The sequence below is a fragment of the Vibrio phycocola genome, assembly GCF_054404255.1.
The window spans coordinates 164,329-188,541 of the sequence record NZ_JBTAMQ010000002.1 but is presented as its reverse complement, the minus strand read 5'-3'; the positions used below and the strand labels follow the sequence as shown (position 1 = coordinate 188,541).

The following is a 24,213-nucleotide window of genomic DNA, read 5'->3' as shown; positions in this document are numbered from 1 at the left end:
TTACCTTCGTGTTCATTTGTTTCACTTCAAATTGGAGTTAGTGTTCTGACGTTTATTTGTTATTTTTTGTAATTGAATTTGCTTTTGTAGGGATAAAACTTCGTTAATGTCGGGTGCGCCAACACCCACTTGGCACACCGCAAGTGCTGAGAGTGCTGTTGCAAAAGAAAGTATGTCGACTTTAGGTAAGGCTTGCATATAGCCCCAACAAAATCCGGCAACCAAGGTATCACCAGCGCCGACGGTGCTGATGACATTCATCTGGGGTGGTTTGGCTTGATACCATTGGGTATTTTCGAGCCACAGAACGCCTTCTGCTCCCATAGAAACAACAATGTTAGCGATTCCTTTGTCGGACAGTACTTCAGCCGCTTCAATGCATTGATTTTGTGAGGAGAGGTGATGACCGATATAGTGCGAAAGCTCTTCATCATTTGGCTTAATTAACCAAGGTTTTGCTTCGAGACCTTTTGTGAGCGCCTCTCCACTGCTATCAAATAGCACTCTTTTCCCATTTTGCTGTAAGAGCGTAATCCATTGTGCACTTTGCTCGGCACTAATGCCTATTGGTAGACTGCCCGAAAACACAAAGTAGTCGTGGTTTTGCATTAGCTTTTTAAGTACGACTTCGAATTGTGAAATGGCGGATTGGTCGACGGTAAAACCAGGGAAATTGATATCACTGACATTACCGTTTTCTTCGACAAGCTTTACGTTGATCCGAGTCGAACTTTCTACCCGAATAAATTCATCGTTAGCCCCCAGGTCGGTAAATAATTCCTCGAAAAGATCTTGGTTTTTTGCACCTAAAAATCCCGTTACCGTTACTTCTGCCCCTAAGTCACTTAGCACTTTAGCGACGTTGACCCCCTTACCGGCGGCATGGAGTGAACCTTTATTCACTTGGCTTACTGAACCGATATTTAGTGCATCTAAATGGCCAGTTAAATCAAGCGCGGGGTTTAGAGTAATCGTCACGACTTTTTTTGTTTGCGTTGCCATAAACCGTTCCAGTTTTCTTAGCTGATATTAATTGCTGAATCGATTCAGCATTATTTTAAAAAAATTCAGCAAATTTGATCTTTGCTGAATCCTTTCAGCTTTCATACTGAACCGATTCAGCTTATAATTCAACTCATCAATATGGCTGGGATTTATTTATATGATCCATCGCACAAAAAAGATCTCGTTATGACACTAGAAGAAATAGCAAAACTTGCGGGCGTATCTAAGACCACGGCCAGTTACGTGATCAACGGTAAAGCTGACAAATATCGTATTGCTGAAAAGACTCAAGAAAGAGTGATGGAGGTTGTCGAACAGTATAATTACCGGCCCGATCACGCGGCATCGTCGTTACGAGCGGGTCACAGTCGCTCTTTTGGTTTAATTATTCCAGATTTGGAAAACTCGAGTTATGCCCGAATAGCAAAACTACTCGAACAGAACTCGAGGAAGGCGGGTTTTCAGATATTGATTGCGTGTTCTGACGATGATCCTGAAACAGAGAAATTGGTGGTAGAAGCATTGCTTTCACGCCGTATAGATGCCTTGTTTGTTGCGAGTGCGGTATCTGATGCGAGCGAATACTATTTATCGATTCAGAAACGAGGTACACCGATTATTGCTATCGACCGGTCATTGGACGATGAATACTTCAGCTGTGTGATTAGTGAGGATTATGGCGCGGCATTTCAATTAACCAATTCGGTGATTGATGCCAGTACCCATTCCATCGGACTTATTGGTGCTTTGCCGAGTTTGAATATTTCTAAAGATCGCCATCTTGGGTATGAAGCTGCCTTGAAAGAATCTGGCTTAGTTCCGCAGATTGCGTATGGTGAACATTTTAACAATGCAGAAGGTAAAAGGCTCTTTTTGGAATGGATTGAAGCCGGCACGGTCCCACATGCGATTGTCACAACATCGTATACTCTGTTAGAAGGTGTGTTAGACGTTCTTATCGAAAAACCCGAACTTATGCATACAGTGAAATTGGCTACATTTGGTGACAATCGTTTGTTAGATTTTCTGCCAATAAAAGTGAATTCACTGCCACAACAATTTGAATTAATTTGTGGCAGTGCGTTGGAACTTGCACTCAACGCAACCGAAAAGCGTTATAACCCAGGCGTTGAGTTGATTCCAAGGACAATTAAAATTCGGCGATAAGCATTTTTTATAGAAATATATCTTAATGACTAATCGATGAACCGGTGACTTCTTGGAATAGTGCTTCAATAGTTACGATGTTGTTTTGAACATAGTCGATAAAAGCACGCATCGTGGGAGTTGGGTGCTTACCTTGTGGGTAGACTAAACTCCACGATCGGCGTAATGGAAAACCGGGCAGGGGTAGTATCTTAATAGATTCGTTTTGCAGTTCAGCAACGACACTTAAACGCGGTAAAACACTCACACCTAAGCCAGCCATAACCGCATGTTTAAGCCCTTCATTCGAGTCTATTTGAATATATGGATTCAACTTTACTCGCACATCTTGGCAATGCTGTTCCAGTGCCAATCGGTTGCCTGATCCCGGCTCACGTAGCATTAACCTGCTGTCGAGAAAGTCTTCAATTGTGACCTCTTTCTTTGAGAGAAGAGGATGATTTGGCGCGACTAAAGGTAGAAGTTCGTTATCGAGAAAAGGTAATGATGAAAAGGGCTTTCCGGTCGGTACCATCCCCATGATAACGATATGGTCTACATTTTCACTTAAGCGTTCGATTGCCTGAGTTCGATTCACCGCTTTCACATTGACCGAGATATGAGGGTGAAGTTTCATAAATCCATTCAATAAATAGGGAACAACACATTGAGCAGTATTGACCGCCGCGATGTTTAATTCTCCAGAGATTTGTCCTTTCATTTCCCCAAGTTCTTGTTGCAGGGTTTGCAGCTGTTCAAATATCGATTCTACCGCTTCAAATAAGTATTCTCCCGCCGTGGTGTGGTAGAGCTTGCGACCGACATATTCGAAAAGGGGTTGCTCTAATGCTTGCTCAATTTGACGTATTTGGCTACTGACTGCGGGTTGAGTTAAACCTAACTCAAGCCCGGCACGACTGTAGCTTTTTAACTTGTATACGGATTGAAACACCTGAAGTTGGCGAAAAGAGAGCCGACTTGCCAGTTTATGTACGCTCATTGACATAAGAAAGGTTCGGTTATTTATCTATAACCAATAGCTTATAGATAAACGAAAAAATATCAATTATACGCTGATTATTTCTCAGGTTATGGTGTTTACAGGCGACCAGATATGAGGATTTCAGACAAGGATTTCGGTCTGTCATATCGTGAGTACTGGTTATCACTCTCTTCAAGGAGTCATAAAAATGCTGAAGAAAGTTCTAATTGCTAACCGAGGTGAAATCGCAGTGCGTATCGTCCGTGCATGCGCTGAAATGGGGATTCGCTCGGTAGCTATTTATACCGAGCCAGATCGTTATGCTCTGCATTTAAAACGTGCTGATGAATCTTACTCATTAGGTACCGACCCGTTAGCGGGATATCTAGATCCACTACGATTGGTAAACCTTGCTTTGGAAACCGGTTGTGACGCTATTCACCCTGGCTACGGCTTTTTGTCTGAGAATGCGGAATTTGCTCGTCTTTGTGAAGATGCCGGTATTGTGTTCATTGGCCCCAAATCTAGCGTGATTCATTCGATGGGCGATAAAACTCAGGCACGCGATAGCATGAGAGCGGCTGGAGTGCCGATTACTCCGGGCTCAAATGGGAACCTTAATGGTGTTGGAGAAGCGTTGTCGCTAGCGGAAAAGTTCGGTTATCCAGTGATGATCAAAGCAACTTCGGGTGGCGGTGGACGTGGGATACGTCGTTGTGATTCAGCGCAAGAGCTAGAACAGCAATATCCGAGAGTGATCTCAGAAGCAACCAAGGCATTTGGGTCTGCGGATGTGTTTCTTGAGAAATGCATTGTTAACCCTCGTCATATCGAAGTACAAATTCTGGCGGATTCTCACGGTAATGTCATTCATCTGTATGAGCGTGATTGTTCAATTCAACGACGTAATCAAAAGCTCATCGAAATCGCCCCAAGCCCTCAACTGACGCCTGAACAACGGGAATATATTGGTAGCTTAGCGGTGCGAGCGGCCGCGGCAGTCGGGTATGAAAACGCGGGAACGGTGGAATTTCTGCTAACTGGTAACGAAGTCTATTTCATGGAAATGAACACGCGAGTCCAGGTTGAGCACACCATTACTGAAGAAATTACTGGCGTTGATATTGTACGTGAACAGCTTCGGATCGCATCAGGTTTGGCGTTGAGTTATCGTCAACAAGACATTAGTTATCGAGGATTTGCTCTGCAATTTAGAATTAACGCAGAAGACCCAAAGAACGACTTTCTTCCTAGTTTTGGCCGTATTTCTCACTACTACGCTCCCGGTGGTCCAGGAGTGCGGGTGGATACAGCGATTTATACAGGCTATGAGATTCCTCCTTATTACGATTCTATGTGCATGAAGTTGGTTTGTTGGGCATTGACGTGGGACGAAGTGATAGCTCGTGGTAAGCGTTCATTGGATGACATGCGGTTGCGCGGTGTGAAAACCACAGCCACATATTATCAGCAGATATTGAGCCATCCAGAATTTCAACGTGGCGTGTTTGACACCAGTTTTGTGCCCGATCATCCAGAGTTGCTTCACTACTCTGAAAAAGGGATTCCGAAAGAAATTGCATTAGCATTAGCGGCTGCGATTGCAGCTCATGCTGGCTTATAACCATAGCAGTTATCAAAATAAAATTAATGAAAAGCACGCCATTCGTGCTGAATAGAATTTTGGAGTGAAACCAATGAGCAAAATCCAGATTACTGACGTTACTCTACGCGATGCCCATCAGTCGTTAATTGCGACGCGTATGCGTACCGAAGACATGCTGCCAATTTGCGATGCCCTCGACCAAGCTGGATTCTGGTCTTTAGAAGTATGGGGAGGCGCGACGTTTGATGCTTGTGTACGCTTTCTTAAAGAAGATCCGTGGGCGCGTTTACGTGCGCTACGTCAAGCCTTGCCAAATAGTCAATTGCAGATGTTACTGCGCGGGCAAAACTTATTAGGTTATCGCCATTATGCCGATGACGTTGTTGAAGCATTTGTTCACAAAGCGGCTGAGAATGGTATCGATGTGTTTCGTGTTTTCGATGCGTTAAATGATTTACGTAACCTTGAAACCGCGATGAAAGCTGTTAAAGCGGCTGGAAAACACGCCCAAGGCACGATTTGTTACACCACCAGTCCAGTACACACTGAAGCGTTATTTGTTCAGCAAGCCAAAGATCTGGTTAATATGGGCGCGGACTCTATCGCGATTAAAGACATGGCAGGTTTACTGACGCCATACGCGACATACGATCTAGTCAAAGCTCTTAAATCGGCGGTCGATATTCCTATGGTTATTCATAGTCACAATACCGCGGGGCTGGCATCGTTATGCCAAATGAAGGCGATTGAAGCAGGGGCAAGTGGAATTGATACCGCAATCTCTTCGTTTGCTGGTGGCACAAGTCATCCAGCATGTGAATCACAGGTAGCGGCATTAAGAGGAACAGAGTTTGATACTGGAATGAACTTGAGCCAGCTCGGGGAAATTGCCGATTACTTTCAAGACGTACGCAAAAAGTATCATCAATTTGAATCGGAATTTACTCGAGAAGATGTTTCAGTTCAAATCAATCAAGTGCCGGGTGGAATGATGTCGAATCTGGCAAACCAGCTCAAAGAGCAAAATGCACTGGATAAAATAGGTGAAGTGTTTGCTGAAATACCACGAGTTCGAGCGGATCTTGGATTTCCTCCTTTAGTGACACCAACCTCTCAGATTGTTGGAACTCAAGCGGTATACAACGTTTTGGCCGGTGAACGTTACAAGACCATCACCAATGAAGTGAAGCGCTACCTTCAAGGTGGCTATGGCGCAGCCCCTTCTGCGGTCGATTTGGAATTACAGAAGAAAGCCATCGGTAACGAAATTGTGATGGAAGGGCGTCCGGCGGATCAACTGACTCCCGAAATGAGCCGACTTAAAGAGGAGATCGGTGAACTTGCTGAGAGTGATGAAGATGTACTGACGTTTGCGATGTTCCCAGACCTTGGACGGGAATTCTTAGCACAACGTGCCGAAAATACATTGGTCCCTGAAGTGTTGATTCCCGTAGAGCAAGCGGAATCGAAAATGGCAATGGCGACAGAGTTTAAGATTGATGTTTCTGGTGAAAGTTACGATATCGCGGTTACGGGAGTTGGTGATTTTGGTGGTGGTAAACGTAAGATCTATATGTCAATGGACGGTGTTCCTCGTGAAGTGATTTACGAGTCGCTCAATGAATATGTAGACGATGGTCAACATAAGGGTCGTAAACGAGTCACAGAACCGGGAGACGTGACCGCTACGATGCCAGGTAATGTCGTTGAGGTGTTAGTAAAAGAAGGTGACAAGGTCGATGCCGGACAAGCTGTGCTGATTGCAGAAGCGATGAAAATGGAAACCGAAATTCATTCAAGTGTGGCAGGAACAGTTCAAGCGGTTCACGTTAGCAAAGGCGACCGTGTCACGCCAGGTGAAGCGCTCATCGAAATCGCATGAGGTGATTAAAACGTAATATGCACATTGGATACATCATACTTGGAGTATCCAATGTGCTTAAGTGAGCGATGTGCCTAGGTTAACAATATACTTAGGTTACAGAAAAATCATCGGTAAGGTCATCAGCAACAATAAACCCATTGCGAGATTAAACACTCGATTGTAAGTCGGGTGTTGCAGTTGCTTCGAAACCAACTTCCCAATTGTGATCCACATAAAGGTTCCCGGTAAGGTCGCGGTGTTAAAAAATAGAATACAGAGTAGGGCTGAAGGCCAAAACAAATCACCCGTTAAGGTAAATACGCTGCTTGCTGTCATCAAGTTAGCCCATGACTTAGGGTTTATCACCTGAAACAACGCCGCTTCAACAATTCCCATTGGCTTTGCATCTTTGTTGATATTGTGTACCTTTGCAAACGCAATCTTGAGTGACATGTAAACAATATAACCAGCGGCAATGTAAGTACAGATAGTGTGAGTCGTTGGCCAACGTTCAAATAATTGCCCCAGTCCAAGCAAAATTGTGAAATGGAGAATGGTCATCCCACAACGTATACCAAGAACGTGAGGAAGCGTTTTAACGACTCCAAATTGGGCTGCGGAATGGGCGAGTAGAATATTGTTTGGGCCCGGAGTGACTGTTGAGATAAAGCAGAAGAGCGCTAGAGAGGGGATAATATTGATTAGTTCGTTATTCATGTCGTGTGCCCTGTTAGATGTTAATTGTATCGATACAATTAATATTGTATCCTTTATATAAGCTCTCATTTGATACAAATATGATCAAGGATTTTATTGTTATGGGTACAATTTCAGAAGTCGATCCCGACAAATTTACATTAGCATGTGAAAGTTATCCGAAATACCAAGCACTAGCGTGGGTTATTGAACAGGCGATCCATGAAGGGGAGCTAGTCGATAAGCAAAAACTGCCTCCCCAACGACAGCTGGCAGACGCATTGAATATCACCCATGGTACTGTCACTAGAGCGTATGCTTATCTCGAAAGAAAAGGGATTGTAACGGCAAAGTTAGGGGCTGGGACCTATGTAACTTTGTCGCTGGATTCACACTCTTCTAATTCAGAGAATAGCGTATCTAATGAATACGATTTTGCTTCAAGCATGCAGCCTATGTTGGGTCAGCAATTGTTGGTCAAAAAAACGCTGTCTGCATTGGCCAATGATATCGGCGCAATAGAAAGTGTGATGAATTATTCGTATCAGGGAGTTGAGAGACACAAAACGACATTTCTCTCGTGGCTTGCTACGCGCGATATTCAAGCGGATAAAAGCGATATTTGTTTTACTTACGGCGCACAACAGGGAATCTATACCTGTCTGCAATTGTTGACTCGAGCAGAAGATTATATTTTACATGAAGAACTCAGTTATCCGGGGTTCTTTCGTGCCATGGATGCAAGTCATACAACCCCTTTAGGAGTTCCAATTACTGACGAAGGGTTGGATCTAGACGTTTTAGAACAATATTGTAAGCAGTTTAAGCCAAAGTTGCTTTATATCACCCCAAATATGCAGAACCCAACCAATACGCGGTATAGCATCAACCAGCTCGATCGTATTGTTGAACTCAGTAGAGAATATCAATTTTACATTATTGAAGATGATGTTAACTATTGTTTACCTGAGGATTGGCGTATACCTCTACAGCAGCGTGCCCAAGATCGTGTATTTTATGTATCTAGTTTGTCGAAATATGTCGCCGGCGGGTTGAGGATTGCTTATACCCTAGTTCCAGAGAAGTGGCAGCAAAAGTTCAATGAGCACATTCATAGTCAATCTTGGATGGTACCAACGATCAGTTTTGAGCTAGGTAGCCGCTTTATATTAAGTGATGAATTTAAACAAAACCAAGCGTACTTAGCCGATGAAATTCGATACCGGCGCACCAGGTTTTCTGAGATGGCAGCTCGATATGGCGTCGTTACACGACAAGGTGGACTAAATGTTTGGTTAACCTTACCCGGCTCCATACAGGCTGACCATTTTAATCGAGTCTTAATCTCGAACCGAATTAAAGTTCGTCCCTATGATCTTTTTTGTTCGTTTAATCCTCAACGGCCAAGTCAACAGGGTTTCCGAGTTTCCCTTGGTGGTTTTACGACGCGAAACCAGTTTGACCACGGCGTTGATGTGTTTGAGTGCGCTTTGCAACAGGTATATAACCAACAAGACGTGGTCATTTAATCGTAAGTGACGTCGTCACTCTAGATGACGTCAAGTGCTCCTCCCTTCCATATATGCAAAGCCAATTATCATACAAGTACCTCAAATCCCCACGGTTCATCACACATTCACTTACTAATTGTAGGGTATCTTGTGATTCACAATCCGGCCTTCTGAGTCATTGGATTATTTGCACCAGTCAATCTTAGTGTTCGACTTCATTCATCTCGGTGCATGTTTGCTTAAATAAAGGATCACGTTATGACGAAAACAACGTCTACGATTTGCCCATACTGCGGTACGGGTTGCGGTATTGGATTGAGAAGTCAAGGCGATAAAGTTATCGGGGTTGAACCTCTCGTTGGTCACCCCATTAGTAAAGGTCGACTTTGCTCTAAAGGGTGGAGCTCCGCTTTCGCAACAGGTCATGAAAACCGCATCACAAGCCCAATGATTCGCGAAGGCGATGGCTTTCGCGAAGCCAGCTGGGAAGAAGCATTATCGCTTATTCATGAACAATTTAGCTACTATCGCGACCATCATGGCCCACAGTCCGTTGGAATGATCAGTTGTGCTCGTGCAACCAATGAAGATAACTACGCGATTCAGAAATTTGGTCGTGCAGTATTGAAAACCAACAATATTGATCACTGTGCTCGAATTTGTCACAGCCCCTCTGTTGCGGGATTACGCCAGACGGTAGGTTCAGGAGCAATGACCAACAGCATTGCAGATGTAACCAAGGCTGATGTAATTGTCGTGTTTGGGTGTGACCCAACTGAGAGTCACTCGATTATTGGCAGTGACATTATTAAAGCAAAAGAAGCCGGCGCGTTGTTGATGGTGGTTGACCCTCGTCGTACTCGTCTTGCTGAAATGGCCGATGTGCATTTACAACTTCGATTAGGCACCAACGTTGCGTTGTTAAATGGGCTGGTTAATATCATTCTCGACAAAGGCTGGGAAGATGAAGCTTTCTTAAGTGAGCGTTGTGAGAACCTAAACTTACTGCGCAAATCCGTGGCGGAATACACCCCAGAGAAAGTGTTTGAAATAACGGGTGTGCCGGTTGATCAGCAAATTCAATTTGCGCGTTTATACAGTCATGCAAGAGCTGCATTCCTCGCCTACGGTATGGGTGTGACACAATATGTCAGTGGCACAAATAACGTGATCGCAATTTCAAACCTTGCCTTGGTATGTGGTCAGGTTGGCAAACCGGGAGCTGGGATCAATCCTCTTCGCGGTCAAAATAACGTGCAGGGCGCATGTGATATGGGCTGTTTACCTGGTGTCTTCCCCGGCTATCAATCGACCGATGATGAAGCAGTTCGAGATAAATTTAGCCGAGCTTGGGGAACGACTGTCGCCGAGAAGCCGGGCATGACGTCTTTAGGTATGAATGAGGCAGCGTTACAGGACCAATTTCATGCCATGATGATTTTTGGTGAAGATCCCGTTGTTACCGACCCAGACCAAAACCAAGTCACTAAGTCATTGAAGAAAATTGATTGCTTGGTCGTGGTAGAACTGATGATGACCGAGACGGCTCAGCTTGCTGATGTTGTTCTTCCCGCTGCGAGCTTTGCCGAGAAAGATGGTACCTTCGCCAACTGTGAACGTCGTGTACAACGGGTTCGTAAAGCCGTTAATCCACCAGGCGAGTGCATGAGTGACTGGCAGATGATGAGTAAGCTTGCCAAGTTGTTTGGCGCAGAAGGGTTTGACTGGAATAGCTCAGAAGAAGTGTTTGATGAAATCGTATCATTGACATCGATCTATTCACAAATGAGTTACCCACGTCTGGAAGATGCTCAAGGGTTACAATGGCCTTGTGATATTCAACATCCTGATGGTTCCGCGGTACTCCATGAACGTGGTTTTCCGATTGGCAAAGCTCGGCTATTGCCAGTCCACCATATGCCAACAGCGGAACAGCCAGACAAAGACTACCCATACTATCTCACTACGATTCGTTTCCACTTCCATTATGGCTGTGGTTCGATGACGCGAAAATCGCCTCTGTTAGAACGTGAATCACCTAAGGGGTTGTTGTATATGAATCCAAGAGATGCGACCAACCAAGGGTTATTTAACTATGCTCCAGTTGGTGTTCGTTCTCGTCGTGGATACCTTGAAACTCGGATTATTGTGACCGATCAAGTTCCCCCTGGTTTGATCAGCATTCCTTATCACTTTTTTGATATTCCATCGAATCAGTTAACCAATGATGCGCAAGACCCTGTCACGCGTATGCCGGAACTTAAGGCTTGCGCAGTGCGTGTTGAACCATTGGCTAGAGATGCTGAGCCAAGACCGATTAATGTGCTAAAAGCCGCCGGTGAAGCAGTTGCAACTGCCGAATGATTGGGAATAAAGGAACCGAATAATTATGTATGCATACGAACTGGATCGAATTGAACATTTACGAGATTGGTTAGCCCTGAGAAATACCGTATATCAACCGGTGGATAATGGAACAGGCAACAGTGTTTGGGAAGCAATTGCCCATGGCGAAGTTGCTCATTTTCACCCTGAATTACGACCGTTAATGTCACCCAAAAGCATGTTTTTCTCTGAGTTGGAGTTTCTGTTTGTTTTTGATAGCAACACATTTGAGGAAATGAAACCGCAGCACGGCCCTCAAGTGCTTTTTGGGGTTAAAGCCTGTGATTTGACCGCGATTGCTTATCAAGACAAGCACTTTGAACATGACCCATATTACCAAGCCCGTCGTCAAAAGACGTTATTGGTAGGGCTTGACTGTTCAAGTCCGTGTGAAAATGGGTTTTGTCGAAGTGTTGATGCTGGCCCACAAGTTAAAAATGAGATAGCGGATCTGATTTTAACGCCAATGCCAACCATTGGCGGTGATATGCAAGGTTGGTGGTTGATTTGTAGCAGTGATAATGGCCAAGCAGCGGTAAGTGGAATGAATCTGCGCCCGGCTGATAACAGTTGGCATTCGTGGCGAGAAATGAATCTTCGTCATACCGAAGCCGAATTCAAAAGTGATACCCATATTATAAACGGGATACAACGGATTAATGCTCGAGCAGTACCGGATGAACACTGGGATCGTTTTGCTCATCAATGTATTAGCTGCTCGGGTTGTAGCCAGATCTGTCCGACCTGCAGTTGTTATACCACCAGAGATAACAAGCAAGGGGACACTTATGTTAGACAGCGGGTGTGGGACTCATGCTTGATGGTGGGTTTCCAAAAAGAAGCCAGTGGAGCTAACCCTGCGGCTGAAGCAGGGCGCAGGATGTATCGCTTTTGGTATCACAAATTTTCAGAAGATATTGTTAAGAGAATGGGGCGGTATGGCTGTGTCGGTTGCGGTCGTTGCGAAACAACTTGCCCAGGCTCAGTTGGTGTTCATTCCATAATGGAGAAAATTTCAAATGCTTAATTTAACCCCGGAATCGATTCGTTTAGTGGAACGTTATGAAGATGGCACTGATATTGTCCATTTTACCTTTGAACCAACAGATGTGAGCAAGGGGTTACCCGACTTTGCGCATCCTTGTAAGGTTCAGCCTGGTCAGTTTTTTATGTTATCCATTCCAGGATATGGAGAAGCGGCGTTTACTTATGCGGGAATGCCGGATAAAGCGGGGCGTTTTGTTGCCTTAATTCGTCGTATTGGTTCTCTAACAGAAGCGCTGTTTAATCATAAAGACGGTGATCTATTGGGAGCTCGAGGCCCATTTGGGAAAGGATGGCCCGATCTGTCTGGTACCAAAGTGTTAGTGATCGCCGGTGGTGTTGGTTTAGCGCCGGTTGCGGCCCAAATCGATGCATTAATCGGGGCAGGCTCACCTCCCGTTGTCTACTTTAGTGCGCGTAATGAAGAAATGTTGGTAATGAAAGAAGAGCGCGAACGTTGGTTAAAGCAATGTACGCTTTGCCAAGCGGTTGATGACATCGACAATGCGAAAGGTGAGTATATGCATGGTCGCAAACTTGTCGATAACCTCAACCAGATCGAGTCCGAACATGGTCCATTCGATCACGTCATTACTTGTGGTCCAGAAGGCATGATGGAAGCGGTATGTCGGATTATGACTGAACATGGTCACCCAGCGGATCACCTTTGGTTATCTCTTGAACGGCGGATGCACTGTGGTGTTGGGCTTTGCGGCCACTGTTATGTTGCTGATGACTTAGTATGCATGGATGGCCCGACTTACCGTTGGGATCAGCTAGGTGAATTGGTGGTGAAGGAACGTGCGATTAAAGCACCATCTGAACCCGTTGATATGGCTGCAAGTACGTCGAGTTGTTGTCGAAGTTAATCATATAGCGTGAGCGGTTTTTGTAACGAGCAAAACAGATCTGCGATCAATGCTTAACCGCATAAATGAATTGGAAGCTGCTTAAATTAGATTTGAGCAGCTTTTTTTGGTTTGCGAGTTAGATTTGATCATCCTGCCTCGAACTAGACGTGGAACTTTGGTTTAAATTTCCTATCATAGGATTACGTTATATATTTATAGGCTCGTTTTTATTTTGAATCGCTACGCTTCACGTTTAGGTCTAGTAACTTGGTTGTTTGTAACGCAAGTGAACGCGAATAACTTAACCCATTTTGGTGATACCAAAGTTGATGAATGGCAGACTAAATCATTTGTGAGTGAAACTCAGTATAGCCTCGTTGAAAAAGACCACGAGACAGTGTTAAAGGCCCAAAGCAAAGCGAGTGCATCAGGAATTATTTTCGAAGAAAAGATCGATTTACTGGAAACACCATATATTAATTGGCGTTGGCTCGTTGAAAAGAAACTTGGTCAAATTAATGAAACAAGTAAAGAAGGCGATGATTTTGCTGCGCGGGTCTATGTGGTGATCGACGGTGGTGTCTTTTTCTGGAATACGATTGCCCTTTCTTATGTATGGTCGAGTAACCAAAGTCAGGGAACTGCGTGGGATAACCCCTTTGCGGGTAAAGCGGTCAAAATGATGGCAACACAAGGGAAGCAAGCGCAACAAAACAAGTGGATCTCTGAAAAACATAACGTTTATGAAGATTTAATTAGTCAGTTTGGCGACTTGGGTAGTGAGCGTGCTAATTTAAAAAAATATCGCTATATCGACGCCACGGTTATTATGACTGATACCGATAACAGTGGAGGAGAGGCGATAGCATATTATGGCGATATTGAGTTTACGGCTGATTAATCCACGAAATATTGATGACAGATGGTGAAGGAATGAAAACAATAGGCATGCTCGGAGGAATGAGTTGGGAATCGACACTCAGCTATTACAAAGCCATTAATGAGGGTGTACGTGAACAGCGTGGTGGACTACATTCGGCAAAAATATGCTTATATAGCGTCAATTTTTCTGACATCGAGATTCTACAGCACCGAGGGAAATGGCAAGAAACTGCCGATATTTTGACCAGTGCAGGCAAGTCAGTTGAAGCTGGTGGCGCTGATTTCTTAATGATATGTACAAATACAATGCATAAAGTGGCCGACCAAATCGAATCTGAATTGTCGATTCCTATTCTTCATATTGCGGATGCAACGGCGGAACAATTAAAGGCCGATGGCATATCTAAGGTCGGTTTACTTGGCACTCGTTTTACCATGGAGCAAGACTTTTATAAGTCTAGACTTACGGATAAATACGGAATTGAAGTGATAGTTCCTTCTCTTCCAAATAGAGAGAAAGTCCATCAAGTTATCTATGACGAGCTGTGTCTTGGCGTGATTGATCAAGCATCGAAAAACTCGTATTTAGATATCGTCGATCTGTTAAAACACGATGGTGCCGAAGCAGTCATTTTAGGTTGTACTGAGATTGCGTTGTTGATTCAACAAGGCGACACACCAGTTAAGCTCTACGATACAACGGAAATTCATGCGATGAAAGCAGTTGAGTGGGCATTAGAAAGTTAATCAGATGATTGTAATTTGAAGGGGTGTGAGAGGTCATTTTAAGCTGGCAATAGTATGAATATTGTAACAATTGCCAGCCAATTAAAATAACGAGTTTATTTACTCGCGTTTTCTGCGTTTTTCGTTTCTTTCCAGTATTGAATACGGATTCGATGGAGCTGTGCTCTTCTCATCTTTTTCATCGTATTCTCCTTCTATAAAATTGCTCTTCATGAGCGTGTTGTTCAAAATGTGCTAGCTTTCTAACTCTTTCATATTGAATAGAAAGCTCTATCGATTACCGATAGGCACCTACTTAAATAACGACATTTCGCCGAAATTTGCAACCTTTTATTTTTTAATTCTCTAAAAAAGTTGCCCGCCACATCAAAGTAATCAATGAATATGACAGAGTTATGACTAACAAGTTCCATGCCAAATTGTCATATATGTTTAATATGCAAATCTCGCGTCTTTTTGTCTTGATACTCGATCGACACTGACGCGAACATAGGATATCCAAATCAAACATGCTATAAAGCGGTGTCTTTTGTCTCTGCCTTGAAAGAGACCAGTATCCCAATTGTTAAAAATCACGGCGGCATAGTATGAATCGTAAAAAGAAAATTAATGAAACGTTGAAAAAACGCTTAAAGAAACAAAATGCTAAATTACACAAAAGTAATAAGCCGAAGTACATTTCGAAAGCTGAGCGTGAAAAAATGGCGCAGCAAGAAAGTGAATCGATTGAGTCTCTTGAATCTGACGCTTCTCAAAGTGAGTAATTTTGTGATAAATGGTGTGAGTAGCGGAGACGTGAAAGCGCTCTAGTGGTATTCATATACTTAAAAATGCTAGGGTAAAGTATCTGTTAGTTTATTGAGAGCGATAACCCTAGTATGGCGCAATGCTTAATTATCGATAAGGTTGTAGAAGAAAAATCCTATGACAATTATCCCATCTCAGACCAAGACATCTATACATTAGTTCATTGGCCACAGGAAGCGAGTAAAGCGGGCGAATTTGAACAATGGTGGGTGATGGTTGATGATGCTCATATGCCTGATGTGTTGAACCAAGCACAAATTCAGCGAGCCACACTGAATATACTTCCTCATTCTAACAATCCACATACTAAACGCGGTTTCGGTTTACCTTCATCATTGGCGGATGTGGTTTGGGATAGTTCTCAACGTTCGATGTTAGAATGGGATGTTGTCCGATGTAACGATAACGTTGTGCTGAATAAAGTCGTTATTGGTCAGGTGTTTAGTTTTCAACCTGGTGGCCATAAAAATCAAATTTGGTTAAGAGCTAAACTCGCTTGGCGTCGTTTTCGTCAATTGAATCACCCAAAAAACCAGCCTCAGTTATTTACGATCAACTGTGATTGTGAGAATCCAATCGTCACAGCTGCGATTGGAGTTACTTGTACGCCGCACGTATTAGGATCGAATTTATCGCGCAAGTTACTGCCCGATCTTTACGCTAACGACGGTCAACTTTACGCTCTTGTCGTTTCTCCGAAAAGCGTCCAGCAGTTGATACTGTATCTGCTCGCATTACCGCTTCGTTCCAGTGTGTCTCAACCTGGATTTTTGGGTGTTTTGCGTTCTAATGAATTCGAAGTCAGCTCGTCCCAGCCGATGACATATCAAATCGATGAGCGTCCACTTGAAGCTGATTCGATAAAATTGGAGATTGACGAAGTTAAGCTGAACATCGCTGTCGATAGCGATTCATTATTGTTGGAGAGCGTCAAAATCGACAAAGATGTTCGTCGAATTCATGATATTCCCCAGTCAAAACAGGCGATCCAAGCATTAGTGGGTAAGCCTCTCCCATGGATCTCTCACGCCGCTGACGACGATTTTAAAGAATTGTATTTGCAGATTCGCGAAAATGCCAAAGTGAGCGCCAGTTTTTTGGTGATGATGGTGCTTTCAACGTTACTCGCGAGTTTTGGGCTGTACGCTGATTCGGCACCAGTAATCATAGGGGCAATGATACTCGCACCACTGATGGCTCCGATTATTTCCCTTGCGATGGCGTTTGTCCGGCAAGATGAAAAATTGCTGGCAACCAGTGCTAAAACTCTAACGATAGGGTGGGTGGTTGCCATTGGTTTCGCTATGATCTTGTCGTGGATATTACCGATGAGGATTGAGACTCACGAAATTTCAGTTCGGCTAAGTCCTACCTTGCTCGATCTTGGCGTCGCGATCATTTCAGGTATTGCGGGCGCTTATGCCCACGCGAAATCAGAAGCGGCGAAAAGTTTGGCAGGTGTCGCCATTGCGGTTGCGTTGGTGCCTCCATTGGCGGTGACTGGTATTGGTCTAGGTTGGGCTTCTTGGCATGTGGCAACAGGCGGTTTGTTGCTGTTTATCGCGAACCTGACTGGAATTGTTTTTTCGGCAGCATTGACGTTTCTCATTCTTGGATTTGCACCATTTGAGCGTGCACGAAAGGGATTGATCCTTGCGTTATTTTCCGTTGCTATTGTTAGTATTCCTCTTGGTTTTAGTTTTGTGCATCTGGCACAAGAGGCGAAAGTCATCCGTATTGTCGAAACTATGTCGCTCTCGCAAATGAGTATCCGTCAAGTAGATGTAAGCTCATTGCATAACCCGATGAAACTGAGTTTCGAACTGGTGTCACAACGGCCGCTAGATCAAGTCGATATCCGCGGGTTAAAAGATAAAATTGAGAAACGATTAGATAAAGAAGTGACGCTCGAAATTAAATCGGTGCTGCAGTATTAACTGAACAATGTGCGAGCTAAATTAGAGAGAATCATTGCGTAAAGCCACTTCGATACCGAAATCGGAGTGGCTTTAATTTATTATGAGGCCCTAGATTAGTTTATTGAATCTTAGCCACTTCATCTAAATACTCATAATAAGCGGGAAGACCGAACAGAAACGTAATTGAAAATAATACGATGAAAAAAGCCAGCATAATGACAATGAATTTTTTGGAAGGCCCGGGTTTGTTACCATATTTGGCATTCCATTTCTCTTTCGAGGTAAATAAGAACACGATAGATTCAAAGAACGCAATAATACCTGGAATACATGTCCAGAAGAATACTAAGTAAATTAAGCTTCTTTTCTGGCCGAGGTAAAATCGATGTGCACCAATTCCTCCGAAGAAAAACGCAATAACAGCGGCGATAATTTTATTTCGACCTTTAACAAGCTTGTCAGAAGAGCTTTGAGGTTCAGCAGTTTCCACAGATGACATGATGGCAGTTTTCCTATGTTACATGACTTAAATCTAACTTTTTCAAACGCTGAATATAAGAGATAAGCCATTGTAATAATGAGATAATTAATATGAAACCATATTGATTTGAACATATTCTCTGGAATATAAATCAATTTCATATAAATGTAACGAAATTTAGCTAGAGAGCGCAGATCAAACATGCATGAGTTTGATTCGTAACAATGTTAGGTACCTATTTTTCACTGCTGCACATTTTGACTGTGTTCTATTTCTTCTACCAGATTAAGAAATAATCTTATTTGTGTTACATCATTACCGCTAATCATGGTCCGTGAGATGTGAGTTATACGGTACACTTTACCTTTCTTCATCGCTTGCCTTTCAACTTCGTATTATGGATAGATCGTTTATGAACATGAGGATTCCTTTCGTCTTTGCTATTGCACTATTTTCGGCTCCAAATCTTGCTTTTACTGTCGATAAATCATTTATCGATACGACAAGCGTGTTAGGTATTCCAACGGTTAGTTCGATGACGGTTGGGCAAAAGGCGTGGATTGAGCAATCTAAGGTATCGCTATGTGTGAACTCAGAGCGACAGTTGCAAATTGAAAATGCTCAGCAGATCGAACTAACCGAAAATTTGAGACAACTGAATATTGAACTGTCTCGAGTTGATGCCGGTGTCGATATTCAAGTGAATTCGAATGATTTAACAAGCCAAAACGAAAAGTTACAGATTATTGCTTATAAGATTGCGAATGCTAAAGCCTGTACTGAGCGCATCGACCACTATCTGCCTATTGATAGTGTACTCGGAGTCAAATCCCAGTCTGATTTATTGGCGCTATCCCAAATCACCAAAGAAGAGAAGACAGACACACCAAAGCGACTCGATTTGGACAAAAATAGTGATACCTTATCAACTTGGCGCATTACGATTGAACGTGATGAACTTGAACAAGCTGTATCGGTAACATTCAGTCAGCCGGATAATGATCAACATGCACTGTTTGAAGCGAAATGTGAGGCGTCAACGACATCCTACACGGCAGTAGTAAATGATTTTCTGGGAGACAAAAGTCAAGACGCACTTTTGCGTTTCGGCAAGGAACAATATATCCCTGTTCACGTCAACTTAACGGATAACAGCCGTGGTTTTGTTTTAACCGAGGTGCCCGACATAAAGGAAAAAATTCTTAATTCACCCACAATGAGTTTACGTTACACAAACTTTAATCAGGAAACGAAGACGTTAATCTATTCGATTGAAGGTTTGTTGGACAAACTGAATACTCATTCTGAATTATGTGGCTCGAATTAGTTTGCTAGATAAATCACTTCAAGTTGAGTGTGCCAAATACCCTAGTAAATAACTAGGGTATTTGTTATTTTATAACCTCATTTATGATGCAGTATCAGGTTAACCTAGGGTTACTGGATATGCGTTAATTAGAGAGTGTGGTTATGAGTTCTTGGTCTTCATTAGAAATACATCAACGTTATCTTTCTCTGCCTGATTGCTTTTACTCTCCAGTGAATCCAATGGCTTTAGAGAATCCGAATTGGGTGGCTTGGAATGAGCCTCATGCCCACGAATTAGGGTTTCCAGCCATTCCAAACGAAGAATTACTCGCGATTTTTTCAGGCCAGCGAGTTCCCGATTCGGTAACGCCGATCGCGATGAAATACACAGGTCATCAATTTGGTGTCTACAATCCACAGCTCGGTGATGGACGGGGTTTGTTACTTGGTGAAGTTGAAGATAACACGGGGAAGTTGCATGATATTCACCTAAAAGGCGCGGGCTTAACGCCTTATTCTCGCTCTGGTGATGGCCGCGCAGTCTTGCGTTCAACCTTAAGAGAATATTTGGCCAGTGAAGCGATGCATGGACTAGGTATTCCTACTACGCGCGCGTTAGGAATGATCGGTAGTGATACTGTGGTATTTAGAGAACAGCCGGAACAAGGTGCGATGTTAATTCGCACCTCGGAGTCACATATACGTTTTGGTCATTTTGAATATTTCTATCGCAGTAATCAGCATGAAGAACTCAAACTGTTGGCAGATAATGTGATCGATTGGCATTTTCCTGAACTAGAACAACATGAGAATCCATACCAAGCGTTGTTCGCTGAGGTTGTTAAGTCAACAGCAACGCTTATTGCTCACTGGCAATCAGTGGGTTTTGCACATGGCGTAATGAATACCGACAATATGTCGATTCTTGGGTTAACCTTTGATTATGGGCCATTTGCCTTTCTTGACGATTATGACCCAAGGTTTATTTGCAATCATTCTGATCATCAAGGGCGATACTCGTTTGATATGCAACCAAGAATTGGACTTTGGAATCTCACAGTATTAGCTCAGAGCTTTTCTCCATTAGTCGATAATGAAGAACTTCAGCAAGGGTTGGATAGCTATGAACCTATTTTGAATCAAGAGTTTAGTCGTCAGATGAGAGCAAAAGTTGGGCTAAATAGTACCGTTGAAAAAGATGCCGAGCTATTTCAGGAAATGTTTGCGCTAATGAACGATTCTAAAGTCGATTACACACGTTTCTTTCGTCAACTTTCTTATCTCGATTCACAACCTGAATCTGAAGTGACCGATCTGTTTGTTGATCGTGAACGTGCGAAATCCTGGGTCACCAAATATCTAAAACGTTGTGAACAAGAAACATCATCGAAAGGAGAGGTAGTCACTGCAGAGCAGCGTTGTACGCAGATGCGTAAAGTGAACCCTAAATATATTTTGCGAAATTATTTAGCTCAACAAGCGATAGTTGCGGCTGAGCAAGGAGAGTATGGCGAACTCAATACCTTGATGACACTTTTACGCGATCCTTTTGCTGAACATCCTGATTTTGAAGACTATTCTAAGTTGCCTCCACAATGGGGAAAGGAGCTAGAGATTAGCTGCTCTTCATAATTTCTCCGTGTTATTTTGTTATGGCGAAATATGACACATAGTTGAACTTTTTATGGGTGGATTTCCACCCATTTTTTATTCAGGCTGTTTAAATGATATTGCTATTTCTTGCTTTTGTAGTCGGTAAGTTGTTGTTGTAATTGAATTGTTAAAAAATTGTACTAAATTGGCAAGCTCCTTGCTCTATAGGAAATAAGAACACTCATTTGAAGGTGTTCAAATCCGAAATCAAGGAGAACAATAATGATAAAGCCTCTAACTCTACTCGCTACCTCTATTATCGCTGTTACTAGTTTCAACGCTGCTGCGAATTGTGACCCAGGTGAAATGGTGATCAAGTTCAGTCATGTAACCAATGCCGATAAGCACCCAAAAGGAATTGCAGCTTCTCTGCTCGAATCTCGTGTTAATGAAGAAATGAATGGCAAAGTGTGCATGCAAGTCTTCCCTAACTCCACTCTATATGATGATGATAAGGTTCTTGAGGCGTTATTGAACGGTGATGCTCAACTTGCTGCTCCTTCGCTTTCTAAGTTCGAGAAATTCACTAAAAAATACCGTATTTTTGACCTTCCATTCTTATTCGAAGATGTCGAAGCCGTCGATCGTTTCCAAAACTCTGAAGCAGGTGATGCACTTAAAAACTCGATGCGTCGTCGTGGATTGCAAGGTCTGGCATTTTGGCACAATGGGATGAAGCAACTTTCTGCGAACAAACCTCTCGTTCATCCTGAAGATGCAAAAGGTCTGAAATTCCGTGTTCAAGCATCCGATGTGTTAGTTGCCCAGTTTGAACAACTTGGCGCAAATCCACAAAAAATGGCGTTTAAAGAAGTATACGGTGGCTTACAAACCAAAGTAATCGATGGTCAGGAAAATACATGGTCGAATATTTACGGCAAGAAATTCTTTGAAGTTCAAGATGGTACGACCGAAAGTAATCACGGAATCTTGGATTACATGGTCGTAACGTCAAATGATTTCTGGAAGGGGTTACCAGACGATATTAGAACACAACTTGGAACGATTATTCAGGAAGTGACAGAAGTTCGAAATGCTGAATCTGCAAGAGTCAACATGGAAAACCGTCAGAACATTATCGACGCTGGTGGCGTGATTCGTCAGCTGAGTTCAGAACAACGTCAAGAGTGGGTAACTGCGATGAAGCCAATGTGGGCTAAGTTTGAAAAAGATATTGGTGCAGACTTAATTGAAGCCGCATTAAATTCAAATAAATAGAACTTAGAACATTATTTCCCCTACCGCTGAGGTAGGGGAGTTTCCTGAACTGATTAGAGTGGTAACTTTTATGGATAACTCTTTTTTCGCGAAGATCGGTCGGCTTACGGATTCTTTTGAAGAGTTCTTGATCGCTTTTTTCTTAGGTGCAATGACGCTCCTTACTTTCTCGAATGTCATTTTACGCTATGTATTTAACGACAATATTCTTTGGGCGCTAGAGCTAACGGTATTCATGTTTGCGTGGATGATACTCGTGGGTGCATCGTATGGAGTTAAAAAGAATTTCCATATTGGAGTCGATGTGGTGATAAATGCTGCACCCGAGAGTTTGCGTAAGATCTATGCGATGATCGCAGTAATTTGTTGTTTAACGTTTTCAATTTTATTACTTATTGGTTCATGGAACTATTGGTATCCCTTCATTTCCGAACGTGCTTGGTATGAGACCGACGATATTCCAATGCCGGAAATGTTTCAATTTATCGCTGATTGGCTAAATGAAGGCGAGCGCTATGAAAAACTTCCACGTTTTATTCCTTATATGGCACTTCCTATTGGGATGGCGATGCTGACATTTCGTTTTCTTCAAATTGCGTATCAAATTTTCACTGGAAAGCTTGACCGAATGATAGCGGGTCACGAAGCGGAAGAAGCGTTAGAAGAGCTAAAAAATGACGTGTTAAATTCAGATGAAAGTAAGGAGCGCTAGGTTATGAGCATTATTATTATCTTCTTAATGGTCATCTGCTTTATGTTAGTTGGTGTCCCTATCGCGGTTTCATTGGGTTTATCGAGTGTATTATTTTTAATGGTTCACTCAGATGCGTCGCTCGCATCCGTTGCTCAAACATTGTTTAACGCCTTTGCTGGTCATTATACGTTACTTGCGATCCCATTCTTTATTTTAGCCTCCAGTTTTATGTCGACCGGAGGTGTGGCGAAACGGATTATACGTTTTGCGATAGCAATGGTGGGTTGGTTCCGAGGTGGTTTGGCTATTGCGTCTGTAGTGGCGTGTATGATGTTCGCTGCACTATCAGGTTCATCTCCAGCAACGGTTGTGGCGATTGGTAGTATTGTTATCGCTGGGATGGTGAAGAACGGCTATACCAAAGAATTTGCAGCAGGGGTTATTTGTAATGCTGGTACCTTAGGCATCTTAATTCCACCTTCAATTGTAATGGTTGTATACGCTGCGGCGACAGATGTTTCAGTGGGGCGTATGTTCTTAGCGGGCGTCATTCCTGGATTACTTGCTGGACTTATGTTGATTATTGCAATCTATATCTTTGCTCGCGTTAAGAATTTGCCAAAGCAACCATTCGTGGGTTGGGGTGAAGCAGCTAAAGCGGCGAAAGATGCAAGCTGGGGATTGCTATTAGTCGTGATCATATTGGGTGGTATTTACGGCGGAATCTTTACTCCAACGGAAGCGGCTGCTGTAGCGGCGATGTATGCGTTCTTTATCGCCAATTTTGTTTACAAAGATATGGGACCATTCGCGGATAAAGATAATAAATTGCCTATTGCGGTAAAAGCGCTACAAACCTTTGTTCATAAAGACACTAAGGCAACGCTATTCGAAGCTGGTAAGCTAACAATCATGCTGTTGTTTATTATTGCTAATGCTCTGATTCTAAAGCACGTATTAACTGAAGAACGTATTCCTCAGATGATTACGGAAGCGATGTTATCAATGGGGCTAGGTCCGATAGCATTCTTGATTGTCGTTAACATCTTATTGTTAATCGGTGGCCAATTCATGGAGCCATCAGGTTTGTTGATTATTGTCGCACCATTAGTGTTCCCAATTGCAATTGAGTTAGGTATTGACCCGATTCACCTCGGTATCATTATGGTGGTGAACATGGAAATAGGGATGATAACCCCTCCGGTAGGGTTGAACTTATTTGTCACAGCCGGTGTTGCGAGAATGTCGATGTTAGGGGTGGTGAAAGCCGCACTCCCTTGGGTTGCCATTATGTTCTTGTTCTTAATCATTGTGACTTATGTTCCTTGGGTATCGACATGGTTACCAACGTCTTTGATGGGACCAGAAATAATAACCAAGTAGATATGACATCTTTCTAAATGGTAATGAATAA

General features: G+C 43.1%; 20 protein-coding genes. 16 read left to right on the top strand and 4 right to left on the bottom strand.

What is annotated here, in order from left to right; genetic code table 11:
- Positions 1-21: 21 nt before the first annotated feature.
- Complete coding sequence (gene pfkB, locus ACXJY6_RS04425; protein WP_458767518.1) at positions 22-1,002, bottom strand: 1-phosphofructokinase; 981 nt, start codon at positions 1,000-1,002, stop codon at positions 22-24.
- Positions 1,003-1,143: 141 nt separating this feature from the next.
- On the opposite strand from pfkB, the gene cra reads away from it, so the two are divergent.
- Positions 1,144-2,172 carry a catabolite repressor/activator gene (gene cra / locus ACXJY6_RS04420; RefSeq protein WP_458767700.1) on the top strand — a complete coding sequence of 343 codons (1,029 nt, stop codon included), beginning with the start codon at positions 1,144-1,146 and terminating at the stop codon, positions 2,170-2,172.
- A gap of 22 nt (positions 2,173-2,194) precedes the next feature.
- On the opposite strand, the gene ACXJY6_RS04415 is transcribed toward cra, so the two are convergent.
- On the bottom strand, positions 2,195-3,157 hold the full coding sequence (locus tag ACXJY6_RS04415) for a LysR family transcriptional regulator (protein ID WP_456051818.1): 963 nt from the start codon (positions 3,155-3,157) through the stop codon (positions 2,195-2,197).
- A 184-nt stretch (positions 3,158-3,341) separates the two neighbouring features.
- On the opposite strand from ACXJY6_RS04415, the gene ACXJY6_RS04410 reads away from it, so the two are divergent.
- Both ACXJY6_RS04410 and oadA read left to right on the top strand, forming a co-directional pair.
- On the top strand, positions 3,342-4,757 hold the full coding sequence (locus tag ACXJY6_RS04410) for an acetyl-CoA carboxylase biotin carboxylase subunit (RefSeq protein WP_458767517.1): 1,416 nt from the start codon (positions 3,342-3,344) through the stop codon (positions 4,755-4,757).
- A 73-nt stretch (positions 4,758-4,830) separates the two neighbouring features.
- A complete protein-coding gene (gene oadA, locus ACXJY6_RS04405; RefSeq protein WP_458767516.1) occupies positions 4,831-6,621 on the top strand; it encodes a sodium-extruding oxaloacetate decarboxylase subunit alpha in 1,791 nt (596 codons plus the stop codon).
- Positions 6,622-6,717: 96 nt separating this feature from the next.
- On the opposite strand, the gene ACXJY6_RS04400 is transcribed toward oadA, so the two are convergent.
- A complete protein-coding gene (locus ACXJY6_RS04400) occupies positions 6,718-7,320 on the bottom strand; it encodes a LysE family translocator (protein ID WP_458767515.1) in 603 nt (200 codons plus the stop codon).
- 101 nt (positions 7,321-7,421) lie between these two features.
- Here ACXJY6_RS04400 and ACXJY6_RS04395 point away from each other — a divergent pair, with 101 nt between their 5' ends.
- From ACXJY6_RS04395 to ACXJY6_RS04360, 8 genes are all read left to right on the top strand, one after another.
- Positions 7,422-8,828 carry an aminotransferase-like domain-containing protein gene (locus ACXJY6_RS04395; protein ID WP_458767514.1) on the top strand — a complete coding sequence of 469 codons (1,407 nt, stop codon included), beginning with the start codon at positions 7,422-7,424 and terminating at the stop codon, positions 8,826-8,828.
- A gap of 240 nt (positions 8,829-9,068) precedes the next feature.
- Positions 9,069-11,174 carry a formate dehydrogenase subunit alpha gene (fdhF, locus tag ACXJY6_RS04390; RefSeq protein ID WP_458767513.1) on the top strand — a complete coding sequence of 702 codons (2,106 nt, stop codon included), beginning with the start codon at positions 9,069-9,071 and terminating at the stop codon, positions 11,172-11,174.
- A 25-nt stretch (positions 11,175-11,199) separates the two neighbouring features.
- On the top strand, positions 11,200-12,222 hold the full coding sequence (locus ACXJY6_RS04385; RefSeq protein ID WP_458767512.1) for a 4Fe-4S dicluster domain-containing protein: 1,023 nt from the start codon (positions 11,200-11,202) through the stop codon (positions 12,220-12,222).
- Positions 12,215-13,108, top strand: coding sequence for an iron-sulfur cluster-binding protein (locus tag ACXJY6_RS04380; protein ID WP_456051825.1), 894 nt, complete (start codon positions 12,215-12,217; stop codon positions 13,106-13,108). Before ACXJY6_RS04385 ends, ACXJY6_RS04380 begins: the two co-directional genes overlap by 8 nt.
- 214 nt (positions 13,109-13,322) lie before the next feature.
- Positions 13,323-13,991, top strand: coding sequence for a DUF3047 domain-containing protein (locus ACXJY6_RS04375; RefSeq protein ID WP_458767511.1), 669 nt, complete (start codon positions 13,323-13,325; stop codon positions 13,989-13,991).
- 32 nt (positions 13,992-14,023) lie between these two features.
- Positions 14,024-14,719, top strand: a complete 696-nt coding sequence (locus tag ACXJY6_RS04370; RefSeq protein ID WP_458767510.1) for an aspartate/glutamate racemase family protein — start codon at positions 14,024-14,026, stop codon at positions 14,717-14,719.
- A 587-nt stretch (positions 14,720-15,306) separates the two neighbouring features.
- Complete coding sequence (locus ACXJY6_RS04365; protein ID WP_456051828.1) at positions 15,307-15,483, top strand: DUF2986 domain-containing protein; 177 nt, start codon at positions 15,307-15,309, stop codon at positions 15,481-15,483.
- A 114-nt stretch (positions 15,484-15,597) separates the two neighbouring features.
- Positions 15,598-17,463: a TIGR00341 family protein gene (locus ACXJY6_RS04360; protein ID WP_458767509.1), complete on the top strand. Its 1,866-nt coding sequence runs from the start codon at positions 15,598-15,600 to the stop codon at positions 17,461-17,463.
- Between the two features lie 100 nt (positions 17,464-17,563).
- On the opposite strand, the gene ACXJY6_RS04355 is transcribed toward ACXJY6_RS04360, so the two are convergent.
- Positions 17,564-17,944: a TM2 domain-containing protein gene (locus tag ACXJY6_RS04355; protein ID WP_456051830.1), complete on the bottom strand. Its 381-nt coding sequence runs from the start codon at positions 17,942-17,944 to the stop codon at positions 17,564-17,566.
- 394 nt (positions 17,945-18,338) lie between these two features.
- Here ACXJY6_RS04355 and ACXJY6_RS04350 point away from each other — a divergent pair, with 394 nt between their 5' ends.
- From ACXJY6_RS04350 to ACXJY6_RS04330, 5 genes are all read left to right on the top strand, one after another.
- Positions 18,339-19,253, top strand: a complete 915-nt coding sequence (locus tag ACXJY6_RS04350) for a hypothetical protein (RefSeq protein WP_458767508.1) — start codon at positions 18,339-18,341, stop codon at positions 19,251-19,253.
- Positions 19,254-19,396: 143 nt separating this feature from the next.
- The gene (locus ACXJY6_RS04345; RefSeq protein WP_458767507.1) at positions 19,397-20,866 is read left to right on the top strand and encodes a protein adenylyltransferase SelO; all 1,470 of its coding nucleotides are present in this window, start codon (positions 19,397-19,399) and stop codon (positions 20,864-20,866) included.
- A 243-nt stretch (positions 20,867-21,109) separates the two neighbouring features.
- The gene (locus ACXJY6_RS04340; RefSeq protein WP_458767506.1) at positions 21,110-22,105 is read left to right on the top strand and encodes a TRAP transporter substrate-binding protein; all 996 of its coding nucleotides are present in this window, start codon (positions 21,110-21,112) and stop codon (positions 22,103-22,105) included.
- A gap of 70 nt (positions 22,106-22,175) precedes the next feature.
- Positions 22,176-22,817: a TRAP transporter small permease gene (locus ACXJY6_RS04335; protein WP_458767505.1), complete on the top strand. Its 642-nt coding sequence runs from the start codon at positions 22,176-22,178 to the stop codon at positions 22,815-22,817.
- Positions 22,818-22,820: 3 nt separating this feature from the next.
- On the top strand, positions 22,821-24,182 hold the full coding sequence (locus tag ACXJY6_RS04330; RefSeq protein ID WP_458767504.1) for a TRAP transporter large permease: 1,362 nt from the start codon (positions 22,821-22,823) through the stop codon (positions 24,180-24,182).
- Positions 24,183-24,213 lie beyond the last annotated feature (31 nt).